This window comes from Tardiphaga sp. 172_B4_N1_3 (assembly GCF_052076035.1).
In the GTDB taxonomy this organism is placed as follows: Bacteria; Pseudomonadota; Alphaproteobacteria; order Rhizobiales; family Xanthobacteraceae; genus Tardiphaga; species Tardiphaga robiniae.
On record NZ_CP197238.1, the window covers coordinates 1,594,537 to 1,608,484 of the forward strand.

Annotated in this window: 12 protein-coding genes and 1 riboswitch; of the genes, 5 read left to right on the forward strand and 7 right to left on the reverse strand. The window is 61.4% G+C overall.

Features of this window, described 5'->3' with window-relative positions; all coding sequences use genetic code 11:
- Nucleotides 1-13: 13 nt before the first annotated feature.
- From AB7783_RS07295 to AB7783_RS07305, 3 genes are read right to left on the reverse strand one after another with little or no spacing between them, the layout of a single operon-like run.
- Nucleotides 14-1,300 (reverse strand): molybdopterin molybdotransferase MoeA, encoded by a 1,287-nt coding sequence (locus AB7783_RS07295; RefSeq protein ID WP_441277257.1) that lies wholly within the window; start codon nucleotides 1,298-1,300, stop codon nucleotides 14-16.
- Nucleotides 1,301-1,348: 48 nt separating this feature from the next.
- Nucleotides 1,349-3,823: an arsenate reductase (azurin) large subunit gene (locus AB7783_RS07300; protein ID WP_441277258.1), complete on the reverse strand. Its 2,475-nt coding sequence runs from the start codon at nucleotides 3,821-3,823 to the stop codon at nucleotides 1,349-1,351.
- A 12-nt stretch (nucleotides 3,824-3,835) separates the two neighbouring features.
- Nucleotides 3,836-4,357, reverse strand: coding sequence for an arsenate reductase (azurin) small subunit (locus tag AB7783_RS07305; RefSeq protein WP_441277259.1), 522 nt, complete (start codon nucleotides 4,355-4,357; stop codon nucleotides 3,836-3,838).
- Nucleotides 4,358-4,615: 258 nt separating this feature from the next.
- On the opposite strand from AB7783_RS07305, the gene AB7783_RS07310 reads away from it, so the two are divergent.
- Together AB7783_RS07310 and AB7783_RS07315 are read left to right on the forward strand one after the other, a co-directional pair.
- Complete coding sequence (locus AB7783_RS07310) at nucleotides 4,616-4,948, forward strand: ArsR/SmtB family transcription factor (protein WP_068737286.1); 333 nt, start codon at nucleotides 4,616-4,618, stop codon at nucleotides 4,946-4,948.
- Entirely contained in the window at nucleotides 4,948-6,234 is a 1,287-nt protein-coding gene (locus tag AB7783_RS07315; RefSeq protein ID WP_441279655.1) for an arsenic transporter, read from the forward strand. The genes AB7783_RS07310 and AB7783_RS07315 overlap by 1 nt, the downstream gene beginning before the upstream one ends.
- 92 nt (nucleotides 6,235-6,326) lie before the next feature.
- Here the strand turns inward: AB7783_RS07315 and AB7783_RS07320 are convergent, their stop codons facing one another.
- From AB7783_RS07320 to AB7783_RS07335, 4 genes are all read right to left on the reverse strand, one after another.
- Nucleotides 6,327-6,494, reverse strand: a complete 168-nt coding sequence (locus AB7783_RS07320; protein ID WP_441277260.1) for a hypothetical protein — start codon at nucleotides 6,492-6,494, stop codon at nucleotides 6,327-6,329.
- A 78-nt stretch (nucleotides 6,495-6,572) separates the two neighbouring features.
- Nucleotides 6,573-7,910 (reverse strand): sigma-54-dependent transcriptional regulator, encoded by a 1,338-nt coding sequence (locus AB7783_RS07325; protein WP_441277261.1) that lies wholly within the window; start codon nucleotides 7,908-7,910, stop codon nucleotides 6,573-6,575.
- Complete coding sequence (locus AB7783_RS07330; RefSeq protein WP_441277262.1) at nucleotides 7,900-9,342, reverse strand: sensor histidine kinase; 1,443 nt, start codon at nucleotides 9,340-9,342, stop codon at nucleotides 7,900-7,902. The genes AB7783_RS07325 and AB7783_RS07330 overlap by 11 nt, the downstream gene beginning before the upstream one ends.
- Nucleotides 9,343-9,344: 2 nt before the next feature.
- The gene (locus AB7783_RS07335; RefSeq protein WP_441277263.1) at nucleotides 9,345-10,229 is read right to left on the reverse strand and encodes a substrate-binding domain-containing protein; all 885 of its coding nucleotides are present in this window, start codon (nucleotides 10,227-10,229) and stop codon (nucleotides 9,345-9,347) included.
- A gap of 96 nt (nucleotides 10,230-10,325) precedes the next feature.
- Here AB7783_RS07335 and AB7783_RS07340 point away from each other — a divergent pair, with 96 nt between their 5' ends.
- The 3 genes from AB7783_RS07340 (at nucleotide 10,326) to AB7783_RS07350 (ending at nucleotide 13,946) form a co-directional block, all read left to right on the forward strand.
- Nucleotides 10,326-11,399 (forward strand): ArsO family NAD(P)H-dependent flavin-containing monooxygenase, encoded by a 1,074-nt coding sequence (locus tag AB7783_RS07340; protein ID WP_441277264.1) that lies wholly within the window; start codon nucleotides 10,326-10,328, stop codon nucleotides 11,397-11,399.
- 107 nt (nucleotides 11,400-11,506) lie between these two features.
- Nucleotides 11,507-11,584, forward strand: a riboswitch (Fluoride riboswitch).
- Nucleotides 11,585-11,685: 101 nt separating this feature from the next.
- Nucleotides 11,686-13,512 carry a DUF190 domain-containing protein gene (locus tag AB7783_RS07345; RefSeq protein WP_441277265.1) on the forward strand — a complete coding sequence of 609 codons (1,827 nt, stop codon included), beginning with the start codon at nucleotides 11,686-11,688 and terminating at the stop codon, nucleotides 13,510-13,512.
- The gene (locus AB7783_RS07350; RefSeq protein ID WP_441277266.1) at nucleotides 13,509-13,946 is read left to right on the forward strand and encodes an EamA family transporter; all 438 of its coding nucleotides are present in this window, start codon (nucleotides 13,509-13,511) and stop codon (nucleotides 13,944-13,946) included. Before AB7783_RS07345 ends, AB7783_RS07350 begins: the two co-directional genes overlap by 4 nt.
- Nucleotides 13,947-13,948 lie beyond the last annotated feature (2 nt).

The following is a 13,948-nucleotide window of genomic DNA, read 5'->3' on the forward strand; positions in this document are numbered from 1 at the left end:
TCATGTTGATTTCTCAGAGTTGAAGGATGGAGTCGAAGCGATGGTAGATCACCAGTCCGCCTTCCGGAACGTGACCGACGTCGGCGGCTATCTGGGCGAATCCGTCTGACTGAACGATCGGAAGTAAACGAGCGGATCCTCCGCGTCCTAGCTTTCGCAAGAGGGGCATTCCGTCGTCAGCGTATCCGACCACGGAAACCGGCACGAATTCCGTGCGCCCCACCTTGTGAAAGAACGTCTCTGCCGTTCGCGCCGGCGGCGACGGGGCTCCAGGTGGCGCTCCGATTAGTCTGCGAACGAGAGGGCGTACGAAGAGAAGATAGCCGACAAGCGCAGCCACTGGATTTCCGGGCAGGCAGATCACGCGCATCGCTCCCAAGGATCCTGCCGAGATCGGTTTTCCCGGCCGCAACGCAAGGCGCATGGCCCTGCAGCGCCCACCAGCAGAGAGGAGGGCGGGATGCATGTAATCGGCCTCGCTGCCGGACACACCGCCAGTTGAGATGAGCAGATCGAAACGGGCGCTTGCTCGGGTTAGTTCGCCCGATAAACGGTCGGGATCGTCGGCCGCGATGCCGAGATCGGCGACGTCCATGGCGGGGCTGGAAAGCAGGGAGAGCAACATCGGGCGATTGCTGTCGGTGATCAGACCTGGGGCAATTCCAGGTCCGGGTTCGACGAGTTCGTTTCCGGTAGACATGACGCCGACTCGCAAGCGGCGAAGCACGCGAACCTGCCGCACGCCGCAGGCGGCGAGCATGGCCAGATGCCGAGAATCGACGATCGATCCGCGGCGCAGCACGATCGTGCCCGCCGCTACGTCCTCGCCCGCACGGCGGATATTGCTGCCGATCTCTGGAGCGGCATCGAACGCGATCGCGGTTCCGTGGTGGTGGGTGTGCTCTTCCATGGCGATGGCGGCGACACCTGGCGGCACCTCGGCTCCCGTCAGGACCCGGATGGTTCTTCCCGGAACGAGAACAGCAGGTCCAGTGCGGCCTGCATGAACCGCTCCATCCAGCCGTAACGATAGGCCTCCGTCACGGTCGAGATCTGCAGCATGGACACCGAAGCCATCGACCGCGGAATTGTCGAAACGAGGTAGCGCGATGTCGGAGACGACATCGACAGCGACAATCCTACCCGTCGCCTGCGACGTTAGGACGATTTCGTCACCGTGTATCGGACGCAAGCCAGCGAGAATGTTCTCCAATGCTTCCGACGGCGAGAGCAGGGCGCTCAGTTCGGCGAGACAATCTTCTGAAGCGCGGCGGGATGTATTGTGAATTTGAGCAATCATGGATTGGAGTCCAAAGGCAAGGCGGGGTCCGGAGACCCCGCCTTGCTGTCAGACCGAATACTCCTTCGACTTGAATGTCAGATGCCGGACTCCTTCCGGAGCATCCGAGATCTTCCGGATGTTGCCCCAGGTCTGCTTGTAGTTTGGAATAACGAGTTCGTTCACGCCCTTCGACACCACGTTACCTTGGACGCCGGTCGGAAATCCGAACAGCATGAAGGCCTGCTTCCGCTTGGCAGTTGGGGTCGGATAGGCCATTGCCTGGGTCGAGCCGTTGTCGTTGAACACTTCCACCAGGTCTCCGTTCTTGAGCTTGAGATCCGACATGTCTTGAGGGTTCATCTCGATGAATGGATATGGCCAGCGGTCCATCACGAATTCATTTTCCTTGTCCAGATAGGCGCTCTGCCAGATAAGGTTCGCGCGTCCGTTGTTGATCAGGAAGGCGAACTTGTCCTTCTCGGCCTGCTTTCCGGAAGCCTGAAGTCCGCGCCACTGAGCCGAAGCGAACGTGGCTTTCCCGTCCTTCGAGTTGAACTTGCCATCTGCAAAAAGGCGCTTTGTTCCGACGATCTTTTCTTTCCCGTCGCTTGAATCCACGCGCACGGCGGGTTCCTGGAAGCCGTTAGTGCCCATGGCCCGCAGTCGCGCGTAGGTTACAAACTCGCCGCCCTTTTCGTTCTTGGCATAGCCGTCCATGAAGGCGTCTTCTTCTGTCTTCCAGTCGAAGCCCTTGAACTTGTCGGCGATGTAGCTCTTACCCAATTCGCGCCACACGCGCTCCATGTTGTTGGCGATGCGCGCCGCGATCAGGCAGTCCGGCACGGCGTTGCCCGGCGGGTCCATGTAGCGCTCCGTGAGCCTCATACGGCGCTCACCATTCATCGAGGTCAGGTTCATTTCGCCTGACGTCGCGGCGGGCAGCATCACATGACATGCCTCGCCGATCTTCGTCGGGACGATATCGACATCGACCGCGAACAAACCGCCGTTTTTGATGGCATCGGCAATCGCCTTCACCATGGCCGGGCGGTCTCCGTAAGGAACGGCATTCATCGCATCCTTCACGATGTCGGTGCGTTTTTTGTAGACCCGCTTGAATTCCATCGCGTTCAGGGTCGTCTTGTAGTGGTCGCACCCCCAGATGTGATGGACACCTCCCTTGCCGTTGATCAGCAACTGATCGACATACGCGGCGGGCTTGCCCACATGGGCGTCCGAGGGTCTGGAATAGCCCTCTTGGTGGCCGCCCATCCGGACACAGCCGCCGCCGGGGCGGCCGATATTGCCGGTCGCCAGCGCGAGGTTCACCAGCGACTGGTTGGTCCGGTAATTGTCGTTGCCCCAGATCAGCCCCTTCTCATAGGCAAACATGGTACGGCGTCGGGCGCCCCCAGCCTTTGGTTCCGCCATCCATGTGATCGCCTTGATGATCTCTGCCTCGCTGAGGCCGGTGGTTTTGGCGGCATCGGCCACCGAGACCTTGTTGGCTGCAATGGCTTTGTCGAAGTCCTTCGTGGACGCGGCGATGAAAGGCTTGTCGATCCAGCCCTTGTCGACGGCGTAGGTAAGCCAGGCGTTGAACAGGATGAGGTCCGTGCCGGAGTTGATCGCCAGATGCAGCACGTTGTCCTTGCCAGCCTCGACCTCGCACGCGTTGACGGTCACGGTCCGCCGCGGATCGACAATCACGATACGTGCCTTGTCCACGGGCTCCGTTCCGAACTCAGCTTTCTTCTTGTCGATAGAGGTGCCGCGCAGGTTGGGCACCCAGTGATTCAGGAAGTAGTTCGTCTGGGTTTCGAGAGCGTTCGTTCCGACCGCGAGAATGGTGTCGGCGAGTTCGGCGTCTTCGTAGCAATTGTTGAGTTCGCCGACACCCATGTCACGGGAGCCGTGAACCTCCGAATTGTACGCAGGCCGGTTGTGGATGCGGATGTTCTTGACCTTCATCGCGCCGAAGTAGAGCTTGCCGGTCCCCCAAGTGTTTTCATAGCCGCCGCCGGCGCCGCCATGATCGAACGCCGAAACGATCAGGCCGTCCTCGCCTTGATCGGCGATCACCGCGGCGGTGACGCGCGCGACCAGATCAAGCGCATCATCCCAACTGGTGGGCTGCATTTGACCGTAGCGCCAGACAAGCGGATCCGTCAGTCGTTGGAGCTGGGTATTGCGTTGGCGGGAATGGCTCATCTCGGCGATCCGGGAGCCACGCGCCGAGCCGAGTCCGGAATTTACGACGCACTCCTTGTCGGGCTTGATGACGATATGCACGTCCCGGCCGTCCTGCTTGACGACGTTGTACATCGACGGCGAATACCACGCTGGCGTGTCGGCCTCCTGCTGCTTCGAGAGATCGACGCCGAATTTGTTCTGGTCGGGTTTGCTCCCGCCTTCGTACCGGGCGTCCCAGGAATAGGCCTTATAGCCGCACCCCACGATGCAGTAGTGGCAGACGACGTTGTGTTCCTTGGCGTCGGCGGGAACGATGGGCAGGCGGCCGATCTGGCGCTTGTAGCTCATGTCTGCTCTCCTTCAGAGGGTGTTCGAAAGTCGGCCATAGATCAGTTCGTCCACGCCTTCGGCGTAGACGTCGCCTTTTTCGTCGACGCGGAGTGCGTACTGCGGCAGGTTTTGGGTCGCGTGTCCCCAGACTTGCTGGCCTCCCTTTTCACAGTCGAAGCGCGAGTAGTGGCCGGGACAGTTCAACGTCTTGTCGGCGCCGTTGAATGTGAGCGGGTAGCCCTTGTGGGGACAGAGCGTCGTGAAGCCGACGATGTCGCCGTCGGGGCCGACACCGCCCTGGACGCGCTGGCCGATCTTCAGCAAAACGCCTGGCGCATTTTCGTCGGGGTAAGCGACGTCGAGCGGTTCGTTGAGCTTGAGATCTTTGACGTTCGCCAAGCGGTTGGCTGGATATTTGACGAGAGCCGAAGGAGTGTCGGCCTCAGCCTTGGAGGCGACCAGCGACGTCACCGCCACCGTGGCTGTCGCAGCGCCGGCGCCGCTCAAGAACCGGCGGCGGCCCGCATCCACAAGGTTGTCGCACCTTTTCATTTGTTTTCTCCCGATGATCTTTTATCCGGTCGGACATCCTCGCTACTGCACGCCACGGGCCAGTGGCGAAACGTGCATCATTTCAACGGCCCCGCCGACGCACGACGTGAAACAGCGCTGTTAGACGTTCCGAAATCCGAACATGGTGCGGCGCCGTCCGTTCGCGATTCCGACGGCGAGGCGAGGGCGCTATCGCGCTTGCAAATACAGAAACCTGATTTATATCGTTGATCGACGATTGACGATTGGAGCGACCACATGATGACCGCCGCGCGGGCCCGGAGCGAACCGGAAACTGATGAAAACGCAGTGATCGCCGCCGTGGCGAAGGCACTTTCTCATCCTGCACGCATCGCTATTCTGCAATTGCTGGCCCGACGCGACACCTGCGTCGGCTGCGATATCGTCGAAGAAATTGGGCTGGCGCAGTCAACCACGTCTGAACACCTGAGAATCCTCAAGGCCGCGGGCATCATCGTCGGTGAGATCGAGCGGCCCAGGGTGTGCTATTCGCTCAATGTCGCCGCCTTGGGGCCATTGCGACACTTCCTCGGCGTGCTCCGGGTTCCTAACGTCGCGGCTACCCGATGATCGCTGCTCTTCTCATCTTCCTCGCGACCATCGCTCTGGTGATCTGGCAGCCCAGAGGATTAGGCATCGGCTGGAGCGCGGCGGCCGGAGCGGCGGTCGCGTTGCTGACCGGCGTCGTATCCTTAGGCGATATTCCTGTGGTCTGGCACATCGTCTGGAACGCGACTGCGGCCTTTGTCGCGATCATCATCATCAGTCTCCTTCTGGATGAGGCCGGGTTCTTCGAGTGGGCTGCCCTTCATGTCGCGCGGTGGGGCGGCGGACGCGGCCGCAAGCTCTTCATCCTCTTCGTGCTGCTCGGTGCTGCCGTGTCCGCTCTGTTCGCGAACGACGGGGCAGCGTTGATCCTGACCCCGATCGTGATCGCGATGCTGCTTGCTCTCGGGTATAGTGACAAAGCCACCTTGGCCTTCGTGATGGCGGCCGGATTTATCGCCGATACTGCGAGCCTTCCATTGGTGGTTTCCAATCTGGTCAACATCGTCTCGGCCGACTTCTTCAAGGTCGGTTTTGGCCGCTATGCAGCGGTGATGGTGCCGGTCGATATCGCGTCCATCGCTGCCACCTTGGCTGTGCTGCTATTGTTCTTCGGGCGAGACATCCCTGCCGGTTACGATGTCGCTCAACTTAGAAAGCCCGCGGACGCGGTCCGCGACCGAGCGACCTTCCGGGCGGGCTGGGTCGTGCTCGCACTTCTGCTATTGGGTTTCTTCGGACTTGAGCCGCTAGGGGTACCCGTGAGCGCGGTGGCGGCGGCCGGTGCAATCTTGCTCCTGGCGATCGCCGCCCGTGGCCACGTCATCAGCACGAAAAAGGTCCTCCGCGATGCTCCGTGGCAGGTCGTTATCTTTTCGCTCGGCATGTATCTCGTCGTCTACGGACTCCGCAACGCCGGATTGACGGCGTACATCGCTGGCATCCTGGATCGGTTTGCGGACGGAGGTGTATGGGGCGCCGCGTTCGGCACAGGCATCCTGACAGCCTTGCTTTCCTCGGTCATGAACAACATGCCGACCGTGCTCGTCGGGGCTCTTTCGATCGATGCGTCGAAAGCGACTGGCATGGTGAAGGAGGCGATGATCTATGCCAACGTGATAGGAAGCGATCTCGGACCCAAGATCACGCCGATAGGTTCGCTTGCGACGCTGCTATGGCTTCACGTCCTTGCGAAGAAGGGCATCAAGATCGGATGGGGTTACTATTTCAAGGTAGGAGTGTTGCTGACGCTTCCCGTCTTGCTGGTGACGCTTGCGGCACTGGCTATCAGGCTGAGCGTGGCACCGTGACACTGCGCAACACCCGTTCAGCGTAATTGTCGGTACTGTCTCGGTGGACCTTTCAAAACACGAAAACCGCCCACTGAGGAGGCCTCTGACGCCTAATGCAAATCGTCTACGTCGAGAGGGAGTTTCAGTTGGGCCGCGCGTTCTTCGCGGTCCTTTTTACGAAGCGCGCCTTCGCGCTTCTCGAACGCCAACATTTCATCCTGAGCCATTCGCATGAAACGCTCGCGCGGAGTCATTGAGACTTGGGCACGATCTTGCATGTTCAACTCCCACGGTCTGTCACACACCGTATATGAAATTCGACGTTGCGTGAAGATTCACTCCCATCGCGTCCTTTGTCACAAGGTGACGTCGAGATTGTTGCCATTCAAACCAAGTCGCCGCATCTTTTCCCAAAGCGTCGTGCGGCCGATGCCGAGGAGCCGCGAAGCCGCGCCAACCTCGCCACCGGTGGCCGACAGCGCGCGAATGATATGGCGCTTTTCGGCGTTGGACCGGATGTCTTCCAGAGATCCCATCTGCCTTTCTTCGCCTGCAAAGTCGATGCCGTGCTCCGGAAACATGTCTCCTGGCATGACCCATTGCCCGAGTGCGAGGCCGACCGCGCGCTCCATCCGGTTGCGCAGTTCTCGAACGTTGCCCGGCCAGTCATAGGAGAGCGCCGCTTCTTCTGCCAAACTGCTAATGCCCTTCAGGGGCGTTTCCATCCGGTTCGCAAATTCCGAGAAAAAGAGATCCATCAACCACGGTATGTCCTCGGGCCGCTCCCGCAGCGACGGAATCTTCACCGACACCACGTTGATCCTGTAATAGAGGTCCTCGCGAAACCGACCATCCTTCACCATTTTCGACAGGTCTGCGTTCGTCGCGACGATGAGGCGGCCGGAAAACGGGACGGGCTTCTCGCCTCCGACGCGGAAGAAAGTTTTCTGTTCGATCAGCCGCAGCAGTTTTGCCTGCAACTCCGGTCGCAGTTCTCCGATTTCGTCGAGAAATAATACGCCTTCGGCGGCGCGTTCGGCGTATCCGAGGTGCCGCTGCGAGGCGCCGGTGAACGCGCCCTTTTCGTGACCGAGCAATTCGCTTTCGAGAAGGTCCGCAGGAATGGCCGCACAGTTCACCGCCATGAAAGGTAGGCCTTCAACTCCAGACATCGCGTGGAGGAATCTGGCGGAGATTTCCTTGCCGCTCCCGGTTTCCCCTGAGATCAGTACCGTCGACCTGAGTTTGGCGACGCGGGCTAACAGTCGTTCGAGATCCTTCATCTTGGGGGACACGCCCAGAACGTTCGCGCCCGCAACTTCGCTCGGACCCATCAATTCCCCGATCCGGACGAGGAAGTCATCCATTTCGAAGGGCTTCATGAAATAGTCCGCGGCGCCTGCGCGCATCAACCTGACCGCCTGATCGATGTCGCCATAGCCCGTGATGAACAGGAATGGCGGCACGTGTGACGACCGGGCAGCCGCGCGGAAGACGTCCTCACCATTCAGATCCGGCAGCCTGATGTCGCAGATCACGGCTTCCAGCTTGCTGTCGGGCATCTCCCGCACCGCGTCCTTGCCGCGCTGCCACCATTTTACGGTCACGCCTTCGAGGGAAAGCCGCTGGACGATGCTCTCGCCCATGATCTGATCGTCCTCGACCAGCCCGACCATGCGTGTTTCAAGCGACATTGGATAACTCCGCCGTTGCCGTCGGGATGTTCACGGAAACCATAGTGCCGCCGATCGCTGGATTCTGCACGACGGCGGTCCCCCCCAGATCCGCGATCAGCCTGCTGATCGTCCACAGACCCAGCCCGCCACCGTCGTAAGGCGGCGGTGACCCTGAACTGCTCAGAAGGATATCGGCGGCTTCCCGAGGCATCCCGGGGCCGCGGTCCGTCACGACGATCGACAGGCCCGTGTCATCGGCCGCCGCGGCCACATTCACGCCCGACCCTGCGGGCGCAGCAGCGACAGCATTCAGAACGAGATTGAGCACGATCTGCCGTATTGGCGTGCTGGGCAGCGGCATTCCGCCGTTCAACGAATTTGCGATGACGATCTCGACGGACTTTCGTCGCGCTTCCGGACCGATGAGCAGGCCGAGGTCGTCGATGTCCGCAGGTTGGAGGTCGCGGGTCGCGCCGTCGGAGCGGTAGACGGTGAGCGTGGTCCGGACGACGTCGCGAATTCCCACAAGGCCGCGGTTCAGGAGTCCCAGGCTGACGTCGCGGACATTCTTCAGGTGGCCATGGGCTTTCAGCGTGGACAGCGCGTTGAACATCCCGCCAAGAGGATTGTTGATCTCATGCGCCACCGCCGACGCAAGCCGTCCCAGGCTGTTGAGGCGTTTTTCCTCGGAGAGCCGCTTGGCCAGTTCTTCTTTCTCCTTCATGGAGCGCACAAGTGAGTTGTATGCGTGGAAGAGGTGGCCGAATTCGCCTCGCGTTTTGGCGACGATCTCCTCCGAAATAGGCAACGCGGACGTCGCATGCGCGACGCCCAGGTGTTCGGACAACACACGAACAGGCCGCATCATCCGCGTGACGAGAAGCCAGCCGGCCGCAGCCAGTAGCGATGTCAGAATCCCGTTTGTCAGCAAAAGCGCTAGCACGACGTCTCGCCGTTCGGAGGCGAGGTGGCGTGTGTCGAATGTCGCGTAGATGATACCGGCGACCCGTCCAGGGTAGGAAAGGGTCCGGACGGCTTTGGCGTCGTCGGCGCCCGCCCTGAAGCTGAAGCTTTCGTTGCTCGCATCCCGTGCGCGCCACACTGGGATAACTGTGCCGATGGGATGAACCTTCGGGTTCGAAGCAGCGATCACCGCCCCATCGGCGTTGGTGACGATCGTCTCTTTGGGGTGCAAGCTTTTGTTGACCGCCTGGGTACGTTCGATGGCGTCGAACACTTCCCAATTGTCTTCGCGCAGAATGGAGGGAGCAATCGCAGAAGACAGTCCGTCGAGATAGCTCTGCGAGAGCTCGGCCAGATGGCGTTCCTGTGTCTCCGCGAGCCTGGAAAGAACTTGCTCGGAGATGACCGCACCGACCAGCATCATCAGTGCTGCTACCGCAAGCGGCACTTTCAACGTGATCGGCAAGGAGGGCCGCAGCCTCAGCATGGCTAACCTGCCTCCGCTATCAAGGCTGCCTTGGCGGCGATCGGGTCATAGAGTTTGGCTTCTTGGGCTTCGAAGCCATCGAGTTTCAGCAGTCCAAGCACGGCCCGGCCCTCGGGGTCCTGACGCATGCGATGCAGGGCCCGCGTCAGTTCTTTAAGGCGGTCGGCGTCGATGGGGAGTCTGGGCGCCGCAATCGGCGGAAAGCCCAGCCACTCTGAAGCCTTCAAAACACGCGTTCCCGCGGTGAGCTCCGGCTCCATCTGAGCGACTACATCGTAGACATAGCCATCGACCGATCCCGAACCGGCCAGACCGGAAGCAACGGCGCGGATAACGTCGCGGTGCCCGTAGGTGAACATGGCCTTCGAGAAGAACGCCTCAGGCCGAACGCGTTGCTCTGCGAGCGCCGCGCGCGTCACCAGAAACCCGGAATTGGAGTCTGGATCGGAAAATGCGTGTACGTCCCCGCGAAGGTCTGACAGGCCCTCGGCCTGCCGGTCGCGGTCGACTATCAGGTACGATTGATAGAGCGGCTTCTCCTGCCAGAGCGGCACCGCGACCAGTTGAAGTTCGCTGCGATGCATGACGAAGGGGAAGCCGCAGATCCACGCGGCGTCGAGTTGCCCCGACGTCAGCAGCGCTGTTATTTCCTGATAGGTCCGCCGCATGACCAAGTCGACGGGGTAACCGGTCGCCTGCTGCAGATAAGACTGGAGGCGTCCCAACAACTCGAGGTCCGAGGTGAGGAAGACCGGGGTGAGGCCGAATCGGATAGATGCCCGCGATCGGCTTTCGGCGGCGGAGCTCGTCACGGCTCCCAAGAGCATGCCGGCGGAGGCAAGAAGCATTTCTCGCCTGCCAAAACGACGTTCCGGATGTTGATCCATGAACCTCCCCGTTTTTCTTCTTTATTGTGGTTCTAAATCTAGCAGCAATGTTCGGTCTTGCTGCAATATAATCCGAGACCAGACGGGAGTTCCGGGTTGGAGACCCAAGGGCTGGAAGGCCAGATGCGGGACGTACTCATCATCGGCGGCGGCCAGTCGGGTCTCGCGGTGGGATACTTCCTCCGGCGCAGCGGCCTGTCGTTTTCGATCCTCGACGGCGAGACCGAGCCTGGTGGAGCGTGGACGCATGCCTGGCCATCGCTGACGCTGTTCTCTCCGGCGCAGTGGAGTTCGCTGCCCGGCTGGCCGATGCCCGTGGGGGATCAGACCTATCCCGGGCGGGGCGAAGTAGTTCGGTACCTCTCGCAATACGAAGAGCGCTACAAGTTGCCCGTCGAGCGCCCAGTCCGGGTGAAGGCCGTGCTTTCTGCGCCAGACCACCTGACCGCAGTCACCGACCGCGGGGAATGGACGGCGCGAGCCGTGGTCAGCGCGACGGGTACCTGGCGGGCACCGGTCGTGCCGGACTATCCCGACCGGACGCGATTCCAGGGGTCTCAGCTCCATTCCGCTAACTACAAAGGACCGGAGGAGTTCGCCGGTCAAAGCGTCCTGATCGTCGGCGGAGGCAACAGCGGAGCCCAGTTACTCGCAGAGGTCTCTCAGGTGGCGAGGACGACCTGGGTCACTCTCCGAGAGCCGACGTTTCTTTCGGACGACGTCGATGGACGGGCTCTCTTCGAGCGGGCCACCGCCAAATGGGCGGCATTGCAAGGCGACGGGGCGACCGTGGCTCCGACCGGCGGCCTCGGCGACATCGTTATGATCCCGGCTGTGAAGAAGGCCAGGGCGAGGGGAGTCTTGATCTCGGTGAGACCGTTTGTCCGCTTCACCGCGTCGGGTGTGGTTTGGAACGACGGTACTGAAAGCCACGTCGATGCTGTGATCTGGTGCACGGGCTTTGCGCCGGCGCTCGGACACCTCCGTCCCCTGAACATCGTTGGAAGCGACGGCAAGGTTGCTGTAAAGGGGACGCGATCGATCTCCGAGCCGCGCCTGTGGCTCGTCGGCTACGGGGAGTGGACCGGCTTCGCCTCGGCTACCCTCATTGGAGTAATGCGCGGAGCGCGCCAGACGGCGCGGGAGATCGAGGAAGAGCTTGGACCGTAGGATCGGTACGACGCATTCAGTCGAGCGGGGTAGTTGTCGATTAAAGCCGCAGCCTATCGCACCAATTCAGCCTGAAAGATTGACAGGGCCGCTGCCCTATCTGTAAGACCACGACAGGCAATGGATTCTGCCGGGCCATCGTGGCCGAACCGCTTCCGAGAGAAGCTGATGACTCCTACTCAACTCGCCCTTCGGGGCGGAGGAGTAGAGTAGTGCGTCCGCCGTATCCCTATTTCGTGCCCCTATCCACCGTGTTGCAACCCGCCCTCTCTGCGGGTAGCGCGGAATGATGTCTCCCATCGGTTTCCTCGGTCTGCGCGTTGGGCAGATCCGTAGCCTCGTCAAGTGGGTGGGTATCGTCGTCCCGATGGCCTGCATCGTGGGCTCGCTCTGCGCGCTGTTCCTGTGGGGCCTGGACCGCGCAACGCAGGCGCGCTTCGAATATCCCTGGCTGATCTACGGCATGCCGGTGGCCGGGTTCCTAATGGTGCTGGCCTACCAGCATTTCGGACGCTCGGCAGAGGGTGGCAACAACCTCATCGTCGAGCAGATCCACGAACCCGGCGGCGGCGTGCCGCTGCGCATGGCGCCGTTCATCCTGATCACCACAGTGCTGACCCACCTGGTCGGCGGCTCAGCCGGCCGCGAGGGCACCGCCGTGCAACTCGGCGGGAGCATCGCCAGCGCCTTCGGCAGAACCTTCAACCTTTCACCCGTCGACGTGCGGATACTGCTGATGGCGGGGATCGCGGCCGGATTTGGCGCGGTGTTCGGCACCCCCATCGCCGGGGCCATCTTCGCGCTGGAAGTGCTGACCATCGGCCGCATGCAGTACGAAGCTCTGCTGCCGTGCCTGATGGCGGCGATTGCGGGAGACTGGAGTTGCCACGCCTGGGGCATCGAGCACACCCATTACGCCATCAATTATCTGGCCAATGCCGGTGAGAACACCGGCTTCCACCTGAACGCGTTGCTGCTCCTGAAGGTTGGCATCGCGGGCGTCGCCTTCGGCCTGGCCGCACGGTTCTTCAGCGAGTTCTCCCACCTGGTGAGCGCGGCCTTCAAGATGGTCTGCCCGTACGCGCCTCTGCGCCCGGTGATCGCCAGCGCCATCCTCATCGGGCTGGTGTACGCGCTTGGCACCCGTGAATATCTCGGCCTCGGCGTCTGGTCGCCCAATCCCGCCGACGCGACCATTGCCGGTTTTTTCCATCCCGGCCATGTCGATCAGTGGAGTTGGCTGTGGAAGACGATCTTCACGGTCGTCACGCTCAGCAGCGGCTTCAAGGGCGGCGAGGTCACGCCGCTGTTCTTCATCGGCGCGGCGCTCGGCAACGCCCTGGCGTATGTGCTAGGCGCGCCTTCCGATCTGTTCGCCGGCCTAGGCTTCGTGGCGTTGTTCGCCGGCGCGACCAACACGCCGCTGGCCTGCATGATCATGGGCATCGAGTTGTTCGGCTCGCTGCACGCCGTCTACATCGCCGTCGCCTGCTTCCTGGCCTACCTCTGCAGCGGCCACTCCAGCATCTACATGTCGCAGCGCCTCGGCACCCCGAAGACTGCTTCCGCCCATATTCCGCCGGACATGTCCGTCCGGCAGGTCCGCGATCTTAACGTCCAGGCCTTCGGCGACTTCGTCGGCCGGGTCCGTCTCCGCACCGCCAACTCCTCCCTTCCCAAACAGAAAGTTGAATTCATGGCCCGTCATACGCTTGCGCTCAAGGAAATCGGCATGGTCAGGATCTACATGAAGCCGCGAGAAAAGGCCGTTGGCACCGGCAACCGCCTGTTTGGTGGCAAGCCGCTTTATCGCGAATTGGTGCTGCAGGCGAAGGCTGCCGGAATCATAAACGCGACGGCCCACCACACGCATTTCGGCTACAGCAACAGCGGGAAGCTGGAAGACGAAGGCTTCGAGCTATCCAACGCCGACCTGACGATGTGCGTCGAACTGATTGCGCCGCGCGAAGAACTTGAAGACTTCTGCCGGACGCACGGCGATCTGCTGAAGCGCAAGGTCATCATCTATAAGCACATCGAGCATTGGGATCTGGTCGGCGATGCGGTTACCGCAGACGACGCCCTGAAGCCCAAGGTGGTCGGGCGGGCATGAAGAACCTGCTGGGCTCCTGGGTCTTCTGGGCGCTGCTCTCCGCCGGCTTTGCGGCACTGACCGCGATCTTCGCGAAGATCGGCATCGAGAACGTCAATTCTGACTTTGCCACCTTCATCCGCACCATCGTCATCCTGCTGGCGGCAGGACTGATCGTCTATGCGACAGGCAACTGGCAGCAGCCGTCCAGCGTCTCCGGCAAAACATGGTTGTTCCTTTTGCTGTCCGGGCTTGCGACCGGCGCTTCCTGGATCTGCTATTTCCGCGCGCTGAAGTTGGGGGACGCCGCCCGCGTCGCCCCGATCGACAAGCTCAGCGTGGTGTTCGTTGCCGTCTTCGCGGCGCTCTTTCTGGGCGAAAAGCTCGCGCTGCCGAACTGGCTCGGCGTGATCCTGATCGCTTGCGGCGCCGTGCTCGTCGCCTACCGGGCCTAGGG